Annotated in this window: 13 protein-coding genes; 9 read left to right on the top strand and 4 right to left on the bottom strand. The window is 69.6% G+C overall.

Annotated elements, in window-relative coordinates; translation table 11 throughout:
- Window positions 1-69 precede the first annotated feature (69 nt).
- Window positions 70-348, top strand: a complete 279-nt coding sequence (locus PG878_RS03715) for a hypothetical protein (RefSeq protein ID WP_209032125.1) — start codon at window positions 70-72, stop codon at window positions 346-348.
- Between the two features lie 58 nt (window positions 349-406).
- On the opposite strand, the gene PG878_RS03710 is transcribed toward PG878_RS03715, so the two are convergent.
- Complete coding sequence (locus tag PG878_RS03710; protein ID WP_209032126.1) at window positions 407-877, bottom strand: hypothetical protein; 471 nt, start codon at window positions 875-877, stop codon at window positions 407-409.
- A gap of 389 nt (window positions 878-1,266) precedes the next feature.
- On the opposite strand from PG878_RS03710, the gene PG878_RS03705 reads away from it, so the two are divergent.
- From PG878_RS03705 to PG878_RS03680, 6 genes are all read left to right on the top strand, one after another.
- Window positions 1,267-2,118, top strand: coding sequence for an IclR family transcriptional regulator (locus PG878_RS03705; protein ID WP_209032127.1), 852 nt, complete (start codon window positions 1,267-1,269; stop codon window positions 2,116-2,118).
- Window positions 2,119-2,220: 102 nt separating this feature from the next.
- Window positions 2,221-3,627, top strand: coding sequence for an MFS transporter (locus PG878_RS03700; RefSeq protein WP_244672699.1), 1,407 nt, complete (start codon window positions 2,221-2,223; stop codon window positions 3,625-3,627).
- Window positions 3,628-3,737: 110 nt separating this feature from the next.
- On the top strand, window positions 3,738-4,667 hold the full coding sequence (locus tag PG878_RS03695; protein WP_244663729.1) for a dihydrodipicolinate synthase family protein: 930 nt from the start codon (window positions 3,738-3,740) through the stop codon (window positions 4,665-4,667).
- Between the two features lie 277 nt (window positions 4,668-4,944).
- On the top strand, window positions 4,945-6,249 hold the full coding sequence (locus PG878_RS03690; protein ID WP_209032130.1) for a carbohydrate porin: 1,305 nt from the start codon (window positions 4,945-4,947) through the stop codon (window positions 6,247-6,249).
- A gap of 118 nt (window positions 6,250-6,367) precedes the next feature.
- Window positions 6,368-7,357: an MBL fold metallo-hydrolase gene (locus PG878_RS03685; RefSeq protein ID WP_209032131.1), complete on the top strand. Its 990-nt coding sequence runs from the start codon at window positions 6,368-6,370 to the stop codon at window positions 7,355-7,357.
- Between the two features lie 486 nt (window positions 7,358-7,843).
- Window positions 7,844-8,083, top strand: coding sequence for a DUF1653 domain-containing protein (locus PG878_RS03680; RefSeq protein ID WP_209032132.1), 240 nt, complete (start codon window positions 7,844-7,846; stop codon window positions 8,081-8,083).
- A 43-nt stretch (window positions 8,084-8,126) separates the two neighbouring features.
- Here the strand turns inward: PG878_RS03680 and PG878_RS03675 are convergent, their stop codons facing one another.
- The 3 genes from PG878_RS03675 to PG878_RS03665 all read right to left on the bottom strand — a co-directional run bounded on the left by PG878_RS03675 (window position 8,127) and on the right by PG878_RS03665 (window position 10,237).
- Window positions 8,127-8,282: a hypothetical protein gene (locus PG878_RS03675; protein WP_019796750.1), complete on the bottom strand. Its 156-nt coding sequence runs from the start codon at window positions 8,280-8,282 to the stop codon at window positions 8,127-8,129.
- A gap of 123 nt (window positions 8,283-8,405) precedes the next feature.
- The gene (locus PG878_RS03670) at window positions 8,406-9,509 is read right to left on the bottom strand and encodes an ATP-binding protein (RefSeq protein WP_209032133.1); all 1,104 of its coding nucleotides are present in this window, start codon (window positions 9,507-9,509) and stop codon (window positions 8,406-8,408) included.
- A complete protein-coding gene (locus PG878_RS03665) occupies window positions 9,506-10,237 on the bottom strand; it encodes a response regulator (RefSeq protein ID WP_209032134.1) in 732 nt (243 codons plus the stop codon). The genes PG878_RS03670 and PG878_RS03665 overlap by 4 nt, the downstream gene beginning before the upstream one ends.
- 152 nt (window positions 10,238-10,389) lie before the next feature.
- Between PG878_RS03665 and PG878_RS03660 the strand changes: the two genes are divergently transcribed.
- Together PG878_RS03660 and PG878_RS03655 are read left to right on the top strand one after the other, a co-directional pair.
- Window positions 10,390-11,538, top strand: a complete 1,149-nt coding sequence (locus PG878_RS03660) for an efflux RND transporter periplasmic adaptor subunit (RefSeq protein WP_244672700.1) — start codon at window positions 10,390-10,392, stop codon at window positions 11,536-11,538.
- A 15-nt stretch (window positions 11,539-11,553) separates the two neighbouring features.
- A complete protein-coding gene (locus PG878_RS03655; protein ID WP_209032136.1) occupies window positions 11,554-14,685 on the top strand; it encodes a multidrug efflux RND transporter permease subunit in 3,132 nt (1,043 codons plus the stop codon).
- Window positions 14,686-14,975 lie beyond the last annotated feature (290 nt).

Here is a 14,975-nt window from a genome sequence, read left to right as displayed (position 1 = left end):
TCGCGTCACGCTAGGATGACCTACTGCCCCCGACACCGCGTCGAACAGTCGGTTCTGCCAAGGAAGAAAATGGACACAATGCTGTTGGTAACAGTTGCTGGCATCGGTTTCGCTGCCGGTCTGCTGTTCGGCATGCGACTGTTGCTTTGGATCACATCACTAGCCATTGTGGGCTTAGTCGTTGGGCTGCTGATTGCAGGTGAGCGCCACGACGGGAAAGCAATATGGCTGTTTGGGGCGACCTTGATGTACCTGCCGTTATTAGGAACACCAGCCTTGGCTGCTGCGATCGGCGGCCATGTAGTACGCCGGTCGATTCTGCGGCATCTCGAAGCAAACAGGCAGTAATAGCACCTAGTGAATAGCTCGCGCCCTAGGCCGCGCGGCTGGTACCGGTGTCACACGATCAAGGCCGCCGCAGCACCGACAACTCCATCATCTCGGCCGAGTTCCGATTCAGATAGATCACGTATGTGCGGTTGCCGCCCGCGTGCACCTCAAGGCTATCGCCAGGGATGAGTCCGGCTTTCTCGACCACCGGGCCACCACGTGGCGCCGCGCGAAGATGCGCCGTCGCGGCGTCCGTACTGGGCGTCAGATTGGAAACCGTCAAGGCGCCGTTCCAGATCGCGCGGCTTTCGCCCGGCAGCAGCGTCATGATCGCCGACGACGCAGCCGCCTCCGACTTGCATGCCGCGGCCTGCGCTTCGGCCAACTGCCGCTGCAGCGGCTTGACCTCCACGTACTGCACGAAACCGTAGGTCGCGCCGATCACCACCAGCACCGCCGACACCTCGGCGGCGGTGCGCTTGAACGAGAGTCCTTGCCACCATCTCTGCGCCGGCGGGGGCGGCGTCTGTCGGGTCGTTCGAGCCATGCATCACGGTATCGGCGCGATCGTATCGGTGTCTGCCAGCAGGGCTGACATCGCCGCGCGCGGCCGCGTTCGTCTACCTGGCGATACAGAAGCACACCGCCCAGGTGCGACAGGCAGTGCCTCCACACCCTCCAACGCAGTGGGCTGCGCATGGGCGTGCTCGGCAGCGGTGGTTGGGCTTTCCGCATCGTCGCGGCCACGCCTCGAGGCGCGGCCGCGCGCATGGCCCGCGCAGCATGTTGCGCCGCAACTTGACGCATTGGGCGCTCAGGCGGAGTCTTGGCTTGAAATTACGAAATAATTTTCGCAATCCGAAATTACCTTGTCAAGCGACATCCCCGGGCGGGTCGAGCAAGCTGGCGATTCCCCGGGGCCTCCAGGAACTGCAGATGATCAAGACGATTTCCCAGCGCGCGGCCAGCGCCGCGTCCGACGACGGCGACGAGGCCGGGGACAAGAAACTGCGCAGCACCGTGCAGTCGCTGGCCAAGGGCTTTCGCGTGCTGGAGGCGTTCTCGTCCGAGCACGAGGAACTGTCGCTGAGCCAGATCGCCGCCCTGGCCCGGCTCGATCCCGGCACCACCTTCCGCATGCTCAACACCCTGGTCGAGCTGGGCTACGTGCATCGCGTGCCGGAGAGCCGCCGCTTCCGCCTGACCCTGAAGGTGCTCGACCTCGGCTTCCATGCCATCGCCCGCCGCGATCTGCGCAGCGTGGTGCGGCCGCTGCTGCGCACACTGGTCAGCGACGTCAACGAGGCGGCCAGCTTCGCGGTCCTGCAAGGCCCCGACGTGCTCTACATCGAACGCGTCCGCGCCGGCATCACCCGCCTGGGCGTGGACATCCGTATCGGCACCACGGTGCCCAGCACCCGCACCGCGATCGGCCTGGCGATGCTGGCGCACCTGGCGCCGGCGGAAGTGACCCGCGTGACCGGCGTGGACGTGCAGGTGCAGACCCCGGAGATCGCCGCGATGCGGCGCACCTTCGACTGCATCCGCCGCGACCGCTACGTGATCCTGGAGTCGATGCTGACCGAGGGCCTGCGCGTGCTGGCGGTGCCGGTGCTGGATGCGGACGACTATCCGCTCGGCGCGATCAGCGTCGCCGCGCCGTCGGTGCGCACCAGCCATGCCGAACTGCTCGACACCGCCCTGCAGCCGACGTTGCTGGCCGCCAAGGACATCGCCTTCGCGATCCAGGCCAGCGGGAGCGTTGCCGTGACCGCGCCCAGCACCTGATCCGCCCGGGCGTCGCCCGGCCTCTCTGTCCGTCTCGCCTCGTGGACGCTTCGGCGCCCGCGCCAGGTTCCCCTTGTCCTGCGAAAGGCAGCCACGATGCTCATGTCCACCCCTGCCCCTGTCACCACCGCCACGACCCCCGCCCGCGCGCCGTCCATCGCCGAGGCGCAGGCGGAGATCGGCGCACGCCTCGAACGCCTGCCGATCACCCGCAAGGTGTGGTGGGCGCGCAACATCGTCGGCGCCGCCACGTTCTTCGACGGCTACACGGTGATCGCCATCGCCTACGCGATGCCGGTGCTGACCAAGGAATGGCAGCTGTCGCCGGCGCAGATCGGCACGATCCTGTCGGCCGGCTACCTGGGCCAACTGCTGGGCTCGGTGTTCTTCGGCTGGCTGGCCGAGCGCATCGGCCGCCTGCACGTGCTGCTGTTCACCATCCTGCTGTTCGTGTCGATGGACGTGGCCTGCCTGTTCGCCGGCAGCGCCGCAGCGATGATCGCGTTCCGCTTCATCCAGGGCATCGGCACCGGCGGCGAGGTGCCGGTGGCCAGCGCCTACATCAACGAACTGATCGGCTCGAAGAAGCGTGGGCGCTTCTTCCTGCTGTACGAAGTGATGTTCCTGCTGGGCCTGGTCGCCGCCGGCGGCATCGGCTACTTCCTGGTGCCTGCCTACGGCTGGAAGGCGATGTTCATGGTCGGGCTGATTCCGGCGGCGATCATGATTCCGTTGCGCTTCTTCATGTTCGAATCGCCGCGCTGGCTGGCTTCCAAGGGCCGCTACGCCAAGGCCGATGCGATCGTGGCCGACCTCGAGCGCAGCGCCGAACGCCGCCATGGCCCGTTGCCGGCGCCGGTCTTCGATCGCACGGCGCTGCCCAAGGCGCAGCGCTCGGACTGGCGCGAGCTGTTCGGCAGCGTCTATCGCAAGCGCACCCTGGTGATCTGGAGCCTGTGGTTCTGCTCCTACCTGGTGGCCAACGGCATCATCACCTGGCTGCCGACGCTGTACCGCACGCACTTCGGGCTGTCGCTGCAGCAGAGCATCGCCTACGGATTCTTTACCTCACTGGCCGGTGTCGCCGCCGCGGTGGTGTGCGCCCTGTCGATCGACAAGGTCGGGCGCAAGCGCTGGTACGGGCTGGCGTTCGTCGCCGGCGGGATCCCACTGCTGGCGCTGGCGGCGCTCGGCGGCACCTCGGCGCCGCAGGTGCTGGTGTTCGCGGCGCTGGGCTATGCCGCGGTGCAGACCATCACCTTCTCGCTGTACCTGTACTCGGCCGAGCTCTACCCCACCCGCATTCGCGCCATCGGCACCGGACTGGGCAGCGCCTGGTTGCGTCTGGGCTCGGCCTGCGGGCCGCTGCTGGTCGGCGCGGTGATCGCCGGGCTCGGCATCCGCTACGTGTTCGCCGCCTTCGCCGCCGTGCTGCTGGCCGGCGCCGCGGTGACCTGGCGCTTCGCGCTGGAAACCAAGGGCAAATCGCTGGAGCAGTTGTCTCCCTGAGCGCATCGCCGGCACTGCCGCCGGCGCATCGCGCACCACCTCCGTACCACCCCCGTCGGACCCCGCGTTCGATTCCATCCCCCGTTGATCCGAAGAAGAGGAAAATGCGCATGAGCACTATCGACCTGAAAGGCCTGGTTCCCGCCCCGGTCACCCCGTTCACCCGCGACGGCGCCGTCGACTATCCCGCGATCAAGCGCATCGGCGCCTGGCTCGGCGGCATCGACGGGGTCAAGGGCCTGACCGTGCTCGGCCACGCCGGCGAGGGCACCTTCCTGGAGCGCGACGAACAGGCCAAGGTGATCACCGCGTTCCGCGACGCCGTCGACGGCCGCATCCCGATCATCGCCGGCATCACCCTGGAAGGCACCCGCGTGGCCGCCGACGAGGCCAAGCGCGCGGTCGCCGCCGGCGCCTCCGCGGGCCTGATCTATCCGTCGCACGGCTGGTTGCGCTTCGGTTACCAGAAAGGCGCGCCGCAGGACCGCTACAAGGCCATCCACGAGGCCAGCGGACTGCCGATGATCCTGTTCCAGTACCCGGACGCGACCAAGGCCACCTACGACCTGGAGACGTTGCTGGAGATCGCCGCGCTGCCGGGCGTGGTGGCGATGAAGAACGGCGTGCGCAACATGAAGCGCTGGGACACCGAGATCCCGGTGTTCCGCAAGGAGCGCCCCAACGTGCCGGTGCTGACCTGCCACGACGAGTATCTGCTGCACACCATGTTCGACGTGGATGGCGCATTGGTGGGCTACGGCTGCATCGCCCCGGAGCCGCTGCTGGAGATGATCGCCGCCGGCAAGGCCAAGGACTACGCCAAGGCGCGCGCACTGCACGACCGCCTGCTGCCGGTGACCAAGAGCGTCTATCACCGCGGCTCGCACATGGAAGGCTCGGTGGCGCTGAAGTGGGCGCTGGTCGCACGCGGCCTGCTCGACCACGCCACGGTGCGCTCGCCGCTGCTGCCGCTGGCCGAAGGCGCCGACAAGGAGATCGCCGCGGCGATGGCCGCCGCCGGCCTCGGCAAGGTGGGCTGACCCGCACGGGTCGATCCGGGGGCCGCGTGCACGCGCGGCCCTCATCGCAGCGGCAGCCGGCATATCTGCGCCGTGCGTGCCGCCTGCGTTGCAGGGTGAGTGTCGTTGTCGGTCTCGCCTGCTTCTCCAAACGCTTTCTGTCGATGGCGCGTCGCACGTGCCTGCGGCCTTCGCGTCGCCGCATGACCGCAAGCCCCATCCACCCCCGCGTCCTACCGGTCCGGACACGCGCCCTGCGCGGGTCAGGTGCATCCCTTCGTCCGTGGAATCCGCTCCCATGTCGCGCACCCTGTCGCTGCTCGCATCGGCCGCACTGACGGCCATCGCTGCCCTCCCCGCCTCCGCCGTCGCCGCCGACACCGGGCAATGGCTCGACGACCACGGCATCGCGCCACGCCTGGTCTGGTCCAACGACTACGCGCGCAACGTCGACGGCGGCCTGTCGCGCGGAGACCGCAATGCCGGCGGCGTGGTCGCCGGCGCAGACCTGGATCTGCAGCGCCTGTTCGGCATTCCCGGCGCCACGCTGCACGCCACCGGCGCCTGGTATTACGGCGACAGCCTGTCGCAGCGGCAGATCGGCAACGGCGTCAAGGTGCAGGGCTACTGGTATCCGCAGCAGCAGGCGCAACTGGCGCAGCTGACCTGGGAACAGCGCTTCGCCGACGGGCGCTGGCAACTGGTCGCCGGGCGCATGAACACCACCTGGCAATTCGCGCGCAGCCGCTATGGCTGCCGCTTCGTCGGCGCCTCGGACTGCCCGTTCCAGCTGAGCCAGGCCGACGGCGGCTTCGTCGGCTTCCCCTACGTGAACTGGGGCGCGAAGCTGCGCTACAAGCCCGAGGCCACCTATGTCTCGGTGGGCGCGTTCGAACTGAACCCGCAGCGCAAGAACAACCACGGCCTGGACTGGAGCACCGCCGACAGCACTGGCGTGCTGAGCACGCTCGAGGTCGGCTACGAACCCGATCCTGCACTGGGCAAGGGTGCGCCGCGCTACCTCGCCGGCCTCTGGTACAACTCGGCCGACTACAGCGATCTGCGCTACAACCAGGCCGGCGGCCTGCGCGGACTGGTCGGCGGCCCCGCGCGCCAGTACGACGGCGGGCGCTGGGGCGCGTACGCGCTCGGCGAACGCGCGCTGTACCAGCCGCAGGGCATGGCCGGCAAGCGCATGCTGGTCGCCTTCGGCAACATCGCCGCCCCGTTCGACAAACACCAGGTCTACGATCTGCAGGTCACCGCCGGCCTCTACTACAACGGTCCGTTCGCGGCACGGCCGGGCGATGGACTCGGCATCGTCGCCAACTACTACCGTTTCAGCGCCGACCAGCAGGGCTACATGAACGACCTGCTGCGCAAACGCGGCGCCGCCGCGGACATCTCGCGCAACGAGCTCATGGTCGAGCTCAACTACAGCTATCGCATCGCGCAGTCGCCGCTGTTCCTGGTGCCGAACGTGCAGTACATCGTCCATCCCGACATCCTGGGCAACACCGCCGCGCGCCGCGCGCCGGACGATGCGCTGGTGATCGGCTTGCGGGTGATGCTCAACATGGGCGGGCTGGGCACGCCGAAGTAAAGCCACGCGTGGCACCGGCCGGGACCGGCGCCGCGGCTGCCGAGGCAGGCGCGCGCACACGCTTGCGCCGCGGGCGGGTAACCTTCCCTTCCCCTTGCGTCGTCCGGATCGCGCCTCAATGGCCAACCCCTACTACCGTGGCCCCGTCAGCGATCATTTCGACGGCGTGCGCTTCTTCAATCCCGGCCAGCCCACCATCGACAACGCGTTGAGCAAGGTCCTGCGCTGGAAAGCCGCGATGGGCGCGGTGCGCTGGCCAGCGCACGTCCCGGTGACACCCGCCGTGCCTGCGCCGCGCCACGACGGCCTGCGCATCACCATGGTCGGCCACGCCACGCTGCTGATCCAGGCCGCCGGCCTCAACCTGCTCACCGACCCGGTGTGGTCGCAGCGGGCCAGTCCCTCGCAGATCGCCGGGCCCAAGCGGGTGACGGCACCGGGCATCCGCTTCGCGGACCTGCCGCCCATCGACGCGGTGCTGCTGAGCCACAACCACTACGACCACTTCGACCTGGCGACCTTGCGCACGCTGCACGACGCGCACCAGCCGCTGTTCGTGATGCCGCTGGGCAACGACGTCCTGCTGCGCAAGCGCGTGCGCGATGCGCGCATCGCGACCGGCGACTGGCACGACCGGTTGCCGATCGGCGAGGGCGCGACGGCGACGCTGACCCGCGCCAACCATTGGTCCAGCCGCGGCATCGCCGACCGCAGGATGGCGCTGTGGTCCGGCTTCTTCATCGAGACGGCGCGGGGATCGGTGTGGTTTGCGGGGGATACCGGCTATGGCGATGGCGCCATCTTCCGCGACATCCGCGACCGACACGGCGCGCCCGACGTGGCGTTGATCCCGATCGGCGCCTACGCACCGCGCTGGTTCATGGCGCCGCAGCACATCGACCCCAGCGAAGCGGTGCGGATCTTCCGCGACACCGGCGCGCGGCGCGCGCTCGGCATCCACTGGGGCACCTTCCAGCTCACCGACGAAGGCCGCGAGGAGCCGCGCGAAGCGCTGTCCGCCGCCCTGCAGTTGGCCGGCATCGCCGCGGCCGACTTCGTCGCCGCCGAGCCCGGGCAGGCCTACGACTTTGCCGATCCCACGTCATGAAGTTGCACGACGCCTGCCATTGCTGGCGCGCGACGCGGCATCGCGCGATGCGCGATCCAGGGAACCGCACGCCGTCCTCGCGCTCAATCAACCTGAGTACGGCGTACAGCGGAGGGCATCGCACGGCCCGCATCCTGGGCAATCTTGCCGCGCACCGGGCGCCGACGACGCGTTGTTGATCTACGTTCGGGTGGTGCGCAACATGGGCCGGGCACGCCGAAGTGAAGCGTGCGTGCGAAGATGGTCGGGGCATTTCAAACGCCGATTGCCTGAGACCCATCCGTAGGAGCGGCTTTAGCCGCGACGGGCATTCCCGAGAAAGCCCGTCGCGGCTAAAGCCGCTCCTACGAAACGCTTTGCGTCGTTAGCGAAGGCGTCCCGACGACATGGCGAACCGCCACGGTTCGCGCAGGTCGCCCCTGCGAAGCAGACAGCGCGCAGAGGCAGACGGCTACACTCGTGCTTCCCGCTCATCAGGACCCCATCATGCGCGACCTCAGCCCGCTGCCCTCCATCGCCCTGGGCCGCTACCGCCACTTCAAGGGCGGCGAATACGAGGTGCTGGGCGTGGTCCGCAGCAGCGAGACGCTGGAACCGCTGGTGCTGTACCGGCCGCTCTACGGCGAAGGCGCGATGTGGGTGCGACCCTATCCGATGTTCGTCGAGCAGGTGGAGGTGGACGGCGTGCGCCGCCCGCGCTTCGCACCGATCGACACGGATGCCTGAGCCGGAATACAGGCGATGACCGCCGCCGCGCCTGCGCGACGCGCTAGCGCTTGGACGCGCTGTCCACGTCGCTCTTGGTCGCGGCGTGATCCTGCGCCGGGCGGTTGCGGTTCTTCTTGGCGCGGGTCACCAGGTACAGCATCGCGGCGATCAACAGGACGAACAGTCCGGCGACCCAGGGCATCAGCGTGGTGTCCATTCGACACTCCAGTTCGGTTGTGCAGTGGCTACCAGAACACAGGCGCAGTGAAGGCCCTGGCTAGCGCGCGGCGCGCGTCGATCTGCCGCGCGAGCATCACGCGTGCGTCACGCGGGTGCGGCGCTATGGCATGGCCGGTGTGTGCGCCGCACGTGCGCCGGCCTCCGACGACATCAGCGGCCAGCGCACCTCGAACCGCGTCCCGCTGCCGGCGGGCAGGCACAGCGCATCGCCGCCATGCGCCACGGCGATGGCCTTGACCACCGCCAGGCCCAGGCCGCTGCCGCCGCTCTTGCGCGAGCGCGAGGGATCGCCGCGGCGGAAGGCATCGAACACCCGTGCGGCGATCTCGGGCGCGATGCCGGGACCGCTGTCTTCCACGAACAGCACGCACTGGCCCGCGTCCGCTTGCACCCCCACCCGCAGCGGCCCCGGCTCGGCGTAATGCTGTGCGTTCTCCAGCAAGGCCATCAGTGCCTGGCGGATGCGCACCGCGTCGCACAGCACCGGCGTGCGCAGCGTCAGCGTGCGCTCCAGCAGCAGCCCGCGCGCGGCCAGGCTGGCGTCGAACGCATGCAGTACCGCCGTCACTTCCTGGACCAGGTCGGTCGGCGCCGGTTGCAACTCCAGGTGGCCGCTGTCGGTGAGGCTGAGCACGCGCAGGTCCTCGATCAGCCGGTTCAGGCCTTCGACCTGCCGCAGCAGGCTCTCGAACGCCGCCACGTCCGGCGCGAACACGCCCTCGGCCAGGCCCTGCAGGCGCCCGCGCAGGATCGTCACCGGCGTGCGCAGTTCATGGGCGACGGCGGCATTCCAGAATGCACGTTCGCGTGTCATCGCCTGCAGGCGATCGGCCATGGCGTTGAAGTCGCGCACCAGCTGCGCGGTCTCGCCCAGCGCATGCGCGTCCATGCTCGCGCGCGCGCTCAAATTGCCCTGGGCCACTTCGCGCAGGCTGTGCGCCACCGAATTCAACGGAGTCAGGATGCGACGCGACAACCGCACCGCCACCGCCACCGCGATCGCCACGGCCAGCGCCGCGGTGGCGCCGATCCACAGCATCTCCACGCGCGATGGCACCCAGGTGTCGGAGATGCTGTCCGGCTTGTAAGCCGCCGCCAGCGCATAGAACACGTAGGAGCCGACCACCGACAGCAGGATGATCCACAGCGCCAGCGCACCCAGCGACAGGATGACCTGGCGGCGCAGCCCGGGGGCGCGGTTCATGCGCCGGATCCGAAGCGATAGCCGACGCCGCGCACGCTGGCCGGGGTGCCCTGCACGCCCAGCGCCTCCAGCTTCTTGCGCAGCTTGCTGATGTGGCTGTCGATGGTGCGCTCCTGGGTGTCGCCTTCCGGCAGGCAGGCGTCGAGCAGTTCGGCGCGGCTGAACACCCGCTTCGGCGCGCGCATCAGCCGCACCAGCAGCTTGAACTCGGTGAGCGTGAGGTCCAGCGCGTGCCGCTGCTCGCCCACGCGCACGCTGGCCTCGTGCTGGTCCAGGTCGATGTGGAAGGCGCCCACGCGCAGGCTGCGCGCCTCCTCGACGCCATTGCCGCGGATGCGCCGCAGCACCGCCTGCACCCGCGCCACCACCTCGGCCGGGTTGAACGGCTTGACCACGTAGTCGTCGGCGCCCAGGCGCAGGCCCATCAGCTTGTCGATGTCCTGGTCCAGCGCGGTGAGCATGATCACCGGCGTCTCGCCGCGGTGGCGCAGTTCGGCCAGTACCTTCCAGCCATCCACCGCCGGCAGTTGCACGTCCAGCAGGATCAGGTCCGGGTCCAGCGCCAGGTGCAGGTCCAGCGCGGCGCGGCCATCGGCGGCGTGGGCGCTGCGCAACCCGCTGCGCGCCAGGTAGGCGCCGAGGATCTCGGCGATCTCGCTCTCGTCTTCGGCGATCAGGACCAGCGGCGCGGATGCGGGCGCGGCGGCGCCCGGAGAAGAAACGGACATGGCGTGGCGGCGAGAGGCACGTCGGCCCGGACGGGCGGATCTCCATCATATCTCCACACAGCATCGAACGCCGCGCAACCCGCGGCCGCGACCATGCGCGGCTTTGGCGTCGCCGCATCCGCGGCGGCAACGACGAGGCACGAGGCATGGGCATGCGGCAACAGGTTCGGACTCTGGGAATCGGCGGCGCACTGGCGTTGGCCCTGGCCGGCTGCGGCGGCGGCACGCAGCCGCCGGCGGCGGCCGCGCCGGTGCAGGTCACCGCGGTGACCCTGCAGCCGGCGCCGATGACGGTGAGCGTGGACCTGCCCGGCCGCGTGGCCGCGCTGCGCAGCGCGCAGATCCGCCCGCAGGTCGGTGGCATCGTGCAGCGCCGCTTCTTCGAGCAGGGCGCCGACGTGCGCCGCGGCGATGCGCTGTTCCAGATCAATCCGGCGCCGTTCAAGGCCGAGATGGACACGGCGGCGGCCGCGCTGCACCGCGCCCAGGCCGCGCAGGTGCTGGCCGACGTGCAGCACGCCCGGCTGCAGCGCCTGCTGGAATCCAGCATGGTCAGCCGGCAGATGTACGACGATGCCGCCTCGCAGCGCGCGCAGGCCGCCGCGGCGGTGGCCGAAGCGCAGGCGACGCTGGCGCGGCGGCGCCTGGACCTGGCCTTCGCCACGGTCGATGCGCCGATCGACGGCCGCATCGACCAGGCGCTGCTCACCGAGGGCGCACTGGTCTCGCCCAGCGACAGCGCGCCGATGGCGGTGATCCAGCAGATCGACCAGGTCTACGTCGACGTGCGCCAGTCCGCCGCCGACCAGGACCCGCTGGACCCGGACGCGCGCGCGCAGGCCGCCGCCGGCGACGGCCTGCCGGCGCAGATCCTCGACCGCAGCGGCATGCCCTCGGGGCTGAGCGGGCGCGTGCTGTTTTCCGGCATCAACGTCGATGCCGGCACCGGCGACGTGCTGCTGCGCATCCTGGTCGACAACCCGCAGCGGCGCCTGCTGCCGGGCATGTACGTGCGCGCAAGAGTGCCGCGCGCCCACTACGCGCAGGCGCTGCGCGTGCCGCAGCAGGCGGTCACCCATGTCGGCAAGCGCGCGCAGGTGTGGGTGCTGGAGGCCGACGCGCGCGTGCGCAGCGCGACCGTGCAGCTGGGCGAACTGGTGCAGGGGCAGTACCGCGTCGTCGCCGGCCTGCAGGCCGGGCAGCGGGTGGTGGTCGAGGGCGTCGACCGGCTCAGTGCCGGCGCGCGGGTCAACGCACGCGCGTGGCAGCCGCTCGAAGTCGCCGCCGCGACCGCGGACTGAGCCAGGAACGACGCCATGCCACAGTTCTTCATCGAGCGCCCGGTCTTCGCCTGGGTGATCGCCCTGTTCATCGTACTGTTCGGCACCCTGGCCATCGGCCAGTTGCCGGTGGCGCGCTATCCCTCGGTGGCGCCGCCATCGGTGTCGCTGATCGCGTCCTACCCCGGCGCCACGCCACAGACCCTCAACGACTCGGTAGTGAGCCTGGTCGAGCGCGAGCTGTCGGGGGTCAAGAACCTGCTGTACTTCGAGTCCTCGGTGGACAGCTCCGGCAGCGCGCAGATCACCGCCACCTTCAAGCCCGGCACCGACCCGGAGCTGGCGCAGGTGGACGTGCAGAACCGGCTCAAGGCGGTGGAGCCGCGGCTGCCGCAGGCGGTGCGGCAGAACGGCCTGCAGGTGGAATCGGCCGCGTCCGGCTTCCTGATGCTGGTCGGCCTGACCTCGCCGGACGGCCGCTACGACGAAGTGGCGCTCAACGATTACCTGGCCCGCAACATCGTGCAGGAACTGCGGCGCATCGACGGCGTCGGCCGCGTGCAGCTGTTCGGTGCCGAGCAGGCCATGCGCGTGTGGGTGGACCCGGACAAGCTCATCGCCTACGGCCTGACCATGACCGAGCTGGCGCAGGCGATCGAGCAGCAGAACGCGCAGATCGCGCCCGGCCGCCTCGGCGACGAGCCGGCCGTGCGCGGGCAGCGCCTGACCGTGCCGCTGACCGTGGCCGGGCAACTGACCACGCCCGCGCAGTTCGCCGCCATCGTGCTGCGCGCCGACAGCGACGGCGCGCGGGTGACCCTGGGCGACGTGGCGCGGGTGGAACTGGGCGCGCAGTCCTATGGCTTCTCCAACCGCGAGAACGGCGCCGCCGCCACCAGCGCGGCGATCCAGCTTTCGCCGGGCGCCAATGCGCTGCGCACCGCGCAAGCGGTGCAGGCGCGGCTGGCGGAACTGGCCGCGAGCATGCCAGCCGGCATGGCCTATTCGATTCCGTTCGACACCGCGCCATTCGTCAAACTGTCCATCCAGCAGGTACTCAAGACCCTGCTCGAAGCGATGGTACTGGTGTTCCTGGTGATGTACCTATTCCTGCAGAACGTGCGCTACACGCTGATCCCGGCCATCGTCGCGCCGATCGCGCTGCTGGGCACCTTCGCGGTGATGCTGCTGGCCGGCTTCTCGATCAACGTGCTGACCATGTTCGGCATGGTGCTGGCGATCGGCATCATCGTCGACGACGCCATCGTGGTGGTGGAGAACGTCGAGCGGATCATGGCCAGCGAAGGCCTGTCGCCGCGCCAGGCGACGACCAAGGCGATGCGCGAGATCACCGGCGCAGTGGTCGGCATCACCCTGGTGCTGACCGCGGTGTTCATCCCCATGGCCTTCGCCAGCGGCTCGGTAGGCGTGATCTACCAGCAGTTCACCCTGGCGATGGCGGTGTCGATCCTGTTCTCGGCGTTCCTGGCGCTGACCCTGACCCCGGCGCTGTGCGCCACGCTGTTGCGTCCGGTCGCGCCCGGGCATCACGCCAAGCGCGGCTTCTTTGGCGCATTCAATCGTGGCTTCGAACGACTGGCTGGCGGTTACGCCACGCGCGTGACCTGGCTGCTGCGGCGTGGCGGGCGGGTGATGGGGGTGTTCGCGGCGCTGTGCGTGGCGCTGGTCCTGGCGATGCGCGTGCTGCCCTCGGCGTTCCTGCCGGAAGAGGACCAGGGCTACTTCATGACCTCGATCCAGCTGCCCACCGGCGCCACCAGCGAGCGCACCCTGGACGTGGTCGAGGCGTTCGAGCGGCACGTCGCCACGCGCCCGGCGTTGGCCTCCAACCTGGTGATCCTGGGTTTCAGCTTCTCCGGCTCGGGCACGAATGCGGCCATGGCCTTCACCATGCTCAAGGACTGGGAACAGCGCCACGGCGCCAATGCGCGCGACGAAGCCGAACGTGCGCAGCAGGCGATGGCGACCCTGCCCGAAGGCGCGGTGATGAGCCTGCTGCCGCCGGCCATCGACGAGCTCGGCACCTCCTCCGGCTTCACCGTGTACCTGCAGGACCGCGGCAACCGCGGCGAGGCGGCGCTGATGGCCGCGCAGGCGCAACTGCTGGACCTGGCCGCGCGCAGCGACGTGGTCAGCGACGTCTATGCCGACGGCCTGCCGCCGGGCAAGAGCATCCACCTGGAGATCGACCGCCAGCAGGCCGAGACCATGGGCCTGTCGTTCGCGGCGGTCAGCAACACCCTGTCGGCGGCGATGGGCTCGCTGTATGTCAACGACTTCCCCAATGCCGGGCGCATGCAGCAGGTGATCCTGCAGGCCGACGCCGCGTCGCGCATGCAACTGGACGACGTGCTGGACCTGCGCGTGCGCAGCGACGGCGGCGGCATGGTGCCGCTGCGCGAAGTGGTGCGCGCCAACTGGACCGATGCCCCGCAGCAATTGATGCGCTTCCAGGGCTTCCCAGCCGTGCGTCTCGCCGGCGGCGCCGCGCCCGGCGTGTCCAGCGGCGCGGCCATGGCCGAGATCGAGCGGCTGGCCGCGCAGCTGCCGCCCGGCTTCGCCGTGGCCTGGACCGGGCAATCGCTGCAGGAGCGGCAATCGGCCGCGCAGGCGCCGCTGCTGATGCTGCTGTCGGCGCTGGTGGTGTTCCTGGTGCTGGCGGCGCTGTACGAAAGCTGGTCGATCCCGCTGTCGGTGATGCTGGTGGTGCCGCTGGGCCTGCTCGGTGCGGTGGCCGCGGTGATGCTGCGCGGCCTGCCCAACGACGTGTTCTTCAAGGTCGGCCTGATCACCATCATCGGCCTGTCGGCAAAGAACGCCATCCTCATCGTCGAGTTCGCCCGGCAACTGCATCGCGACGGCCAGGGACTGGTGGAGGCGGCGACCAATGCCGCACGGTTGCGCCTGCGCCCGATCCTGATGACCTCGCTCGCCTTCGCCCTGGGCGTGGTGCCGCTGATGCTGGCCAGCGGCGCCAGCGCCGAGACCCAGCACGCCATCGGCACCGGCGTGTTCGGCGGCATGGTCAGCGGCACCGTCCTGGCGATCTTCTTCGTGCCGGCATTCTTCGTCTGCGTGGTGGGGCTGCAGGAGCGCGTTGCGCGCTGGCGTGCGCGGCGCGGCGGCGATGCATCAGCCGAGAATTAGACCGGTGCTGTCGCTCTCATGGTAGGCGCGGCTTCAGCCGCGACGCGCGAAGTGGTGTGCTTTCCGATGGCGCAATGCGTCGGGACTGAAGTCCCTCCCACAATGCACCCGACCAGCTCGCCGCGAGCCCCGGTGGGAGCGGCTTCAGCCGCGAGGGTTTACCGGTGATGCCTCGTCGCGGCGGAAGCCGCTCCTACCGCCGAGGATCGCCGCCATCGATGGGAGGGAACTGCGTCGCCGATCTCATGACATGAGACGCCACTGCCGCATGCTCGCGCGCTCCCCGCTGC

Origin of the sequence: Xanthomonas hawaiiensis (assembly GCF_031834635.1) — a bacterium.
Lineage (GTDB): Bacteria > Pseudomonadota > Gammaproteobacteria > Xanthomonadales > Xanthomonadaceae > Xanthomonas_A > Xanthomonas_A sacchari.
This window is presented reverse-complemented; position numbering and strand designations above follow the sequence as displayed.